General features: G+C 42.5%; 3 protein-coding genes. 2 read left to right on the top strand and 1 reads right to left on the bottom strand.

Annotated elements, in window-relative coordinates; translation table 11 throughout:
• A partial coding sequence (locus GHN92_RS23950; protein WP_218580742.1) for a hypothetical protein occupies positions 1-775 on the top strand: 775 nt, incomplete at its 5' end.
• Between the two features lie 58 nt (positions 776-833).
• Here the strand turns inward: GHN92_RS23950 and GHN92_RS23405 are convergent.
• Positions 834-2,462, bottom strand: coding sequence for a methyl-accepting chemotaxis protein (locus tag GHN92_RS23405; protein WP_153381310.1), 1,629 nt, complete (start codon positions 2,460-2,462; stop codon positions 834-836).
• A 495-nt stretch (positions 2,463-2,957) separates the two neighbouring features.
• Between GHN92_RS23405 and GHN92_RS23410 the strand changes: the two genes are divergently transcribed.
• Positions 2,958-3,631: replication initiation protein (locus tag GHN92_RS23410; protein WP_153381312.1), on the top strand; the 674-nt coding region annotated here is incomplete at its 3' end.

Raw genomic sequence — 3,631 nt, forward strand, 5'->3', positions numbered from 1 at the left:
TCTTGGCCTCCTGGCTTTAATGGCGGTGTATTTTACAGAAAATCGTATTTCTTGGGTTTACGTACAGAGCCTAGAAATACGCCAAGGCCAACAAATCAACCTTAATTTACAAATGAAGATTGAAAAGGCCGAATTACATTGGGGCAAAAGACTTGCCCAGTTTGACAGTAAAATCAAAGAAAACACGACAACCCTTAGCACCTTGACGCAGAAACGAATAGATATTCAGCGAGACATTACACAGCTACAAAATAAAAAAGTAGAGTTGGGGAAGAACTTCAAAGCAGAAAAAGATAAATTACAAAAAAATCTAAATGATTTAAAAGGAAAAGTGACAGCCGAATCGACAAAGCACAAAAGAATTAAGCAAGCCATAACGATACTTGATGAAAAACTAGAACCATTAATCCATAAATTTGACGTGAAGGTGGACAAGGTTTTACATGCAAATAGAATGCATGAGAACACAGAAACCCTGTATCAAGAAATGAAAGAAAACATCTTACAGACCGCTAAATACATGGGGAAAGAAAAGCGACACGATTACCTATGGTCTGTGAAAGAACAGCTTGAAGAAAAAGGACTAGACCCTGACATGGTGAATTTTGGCTTTAAAGAAAAGGTTCAGCTATTCATATCAGACACATTCACCAGCACACAAATAATAGAATTTGATAAGGAAGAAGCCCAGCAGGCGAATGAAGCCAGAAAGCGAAGATTGCTAAAACCCAAGCCACCAAGCCCATTCCAAGCCCCTTATGACCCATATAGCTAACTCATAAAAAAAGCCCCGAAAAGGGGCTTATAAATAATTTGCGAGCGTCATTTTGCTTTTAAAGCCTAAATTTTGAAACCATAGAATGCAAATCTGCAGCAAGACGCGAAAGCTCTTGACTAGCCGCATTGTTTTGGTTAGCCCCCGCAGACGTTTGCATTGACAAATCCCTAATATTAACCAAATTCCTGTCAACTTCACGGGCAACCTGTGCCTGCTCTTCCGAAGCACTGGCAATAACCAAGTTTTTCTGGTTGATTGAGGTAATTGCTTCACTAATTACCTCAAGAGCATCATTAGCTTCCCGAGCAACCACTAACGTGCCATTAGCACGGTCTTGGCTCTCATTCATAGCATCAACTGCACGGCCTGTACCTGATTGAATACCTTCAATCATTTGTTCTATTTCAGCTGTCGATTGTTGAGTTCTATGAGCCAACGCACGTACCTCATCCGCTACAACAGCAAAGCCACGACCAGCTTCGCCAGCCCTAGCAGCTTCGATTGCAGCATTAAGTGCCAGCAAATTTGTTTGCTCAGCAATTGAGCGAATTACTACCAGTACTTGACTAATTTCACCGGCACTCTGTGCCAAAATTTTAACTTCAGAAGAAGTATCAGAGATATTACCAACGAGTTTATTAATGGACTCCAAAGCCTGACTAACCTTTTCACGGCCTTGATAGGTGCTTTTATCAGCAGCTTTAGAATCATCGGCAGTATTTACAGCGTTACGAGCCACTTCCTCAACCGCCGCTGTCATCTCATTCACCGCTGTAGCGGCTTGGTCGATTTCTGCACTTTGCTGGTTGAGTCCTCGATTAGTATCCTCCGTCACCGCATGTAACTCTTCAGAAGCAGAAGCCAGCATATTTGATGATTCGGAGATTCTTTCAATCGTATCATGCAAGCTAATCTGCATTTTTTTCAATGCAATTAGCAGGTGTGCAGGCTCGTCAGAACCATTTATCTTGATTCGTTGAGTTAAATCACCATCGGCAATTCTATCTGCAACTACCACCGCTTCAGCCAAAGGAGAAACGATACTCCGAGTAAGAACCACCGCGATTACAATCATCAGTATCAAAATAACAATCAACGCGACAACAATCATGAAAACAGCAGCATTAAATACTTTATTTGTTTGATCAGCGGCATAAACAGCACCTTTCTCATTAAACTTAATCAACTGATTTAAAAAAACCATCATTTGATCAGCATCATCAGCCAAAGGTCCATTTGCCATCTTAATTTCGTCAGCCCTTTCAGGTGAAGACAAAACTCCTTCTAAAATCTGACGCTGAACAGAAAGGTACTTTTCGTATGAGGTTTTAAAGTTCTCGAAAATCTGACGATCCTCAGAGTCATCTATTTCCTTTTCATAACCTTTCAAGCTCATAGCAACATCTTGGTTTATACTTCTAACCAGATCAACGGTAGTATTTAGTTCGGATTTCTCATCCAAAATCAACGTTCGTAAAGTCAGTGCTCTGGCTCGCCCTAAACTACTCCCAACCTCTCCCACAGCCTCGACTGCTGGCAACCACTCATTACGAATTTCGGCAGCTGCATCGTCCATTTGGTGTGCTTGGAATAAAGCGATCCCTCCCATAACCAAAACGAGTAATGCGATAATTGTGAACCCAATACCGGCTCGACTACCAATGTTCATACTTCTAATATTCATCGACCGTTCCTAAACGCAAGACGTAATAAATCATACTTACTGTATCGGCAAAAAAAATAATTTCTTGAATGAAAAAACTCATATCCTTCAGTCTAATTGAAAGGCAGCATTGATTTTCAATCACAAACCACAGTACAAACTCACCACCTACAGGCGGTAGTGTAATTTGCCTTTGCCTTTGCCTTTGCCTTTGCCTTTGCCTTTGCCTTTGCCTTTGCCTTTGCCTTTGCCTTTGCCTGCATCGTGCAGGCTTTTTTATGCCAATAAAAAACCCGCGATTAAGCGGGGTTTTTACCATCTAAGCTTGACAAATCTCGAAAGTGTGGCAACTTAAAAGGAGCAGAAAAAGAAAACCACCTTGGGGAAGGTGGCGAAGGATACTACTACAATATTTGAAACTTAACTTCTACACCCTCATTTAATCACCAAACACAATATTGTCAAGTCATCTCCCAAGGTTTTCTTTTTCTAAGTAAATAATTAGAAGAGGAATATATGGGATGCGTAAAACTATTTGAGGACTACTTGCCAAAGAGACCTTATCACACCGATGATTTAATCAGCGGCTTAAAAATCAACAAAAAAGAAAAAGCAAAACTAGCACGACTTATACAGCCGAACGGCCCAACGCATAGATATTGGATGGTTTTTGACTTAGACCGAACCGATGCCGGTATGCACTGGGATAACGTAGGGGCACCAGCTCCGAACCTAATAGCTCGCAATCCTGCCAATGGGCACGCTCATTTGCTCTACTTGCTACAAACCCCTGTACGAACCACAATCGACGGTAAAACCGCCCCTTTACGCTACGCTGCGGCCATCGAGGCGGGTTTGCGTAACCGTTTAGGAGCAGACAGAGGCTATTCCGGGTTGATCTGTAAGAACCCGATCAATTCTCACTGGATGACCCACCAGTGGCAGGCCGATCCATACACATTGGATGAGTTAGCCGACTACGTTGATTTAACGCCGGGAAAGGCCAAAGAGAAGCCTGTAGAGGATTATGGCCTTGGCCGTAACTGTATGCTTTTCGACCAATTAAGAGCTTGGGCATATAAAGCCATCCGACAGGGCTGGCCCGACTACAACCTGAATCGCCCCAGGTTTCCTAGACACTCTCCAGGCTCGCTGCGTAACGCTTTTCAAACTCTACCGGTGACAGCTGA

Origin of the sequence: Pseudomonas sp. FSL R10-2964 (assembly GCF_009600035.1) — a bacterium.
Classification (GTDB): domain Bacteria; phylum Pseudomonadota; class Gammaproteobacteria; order Pseudomonadales; family Pseudomonadaceae; genus Aquipseudomonas; species Aquipseudomonas bubulae.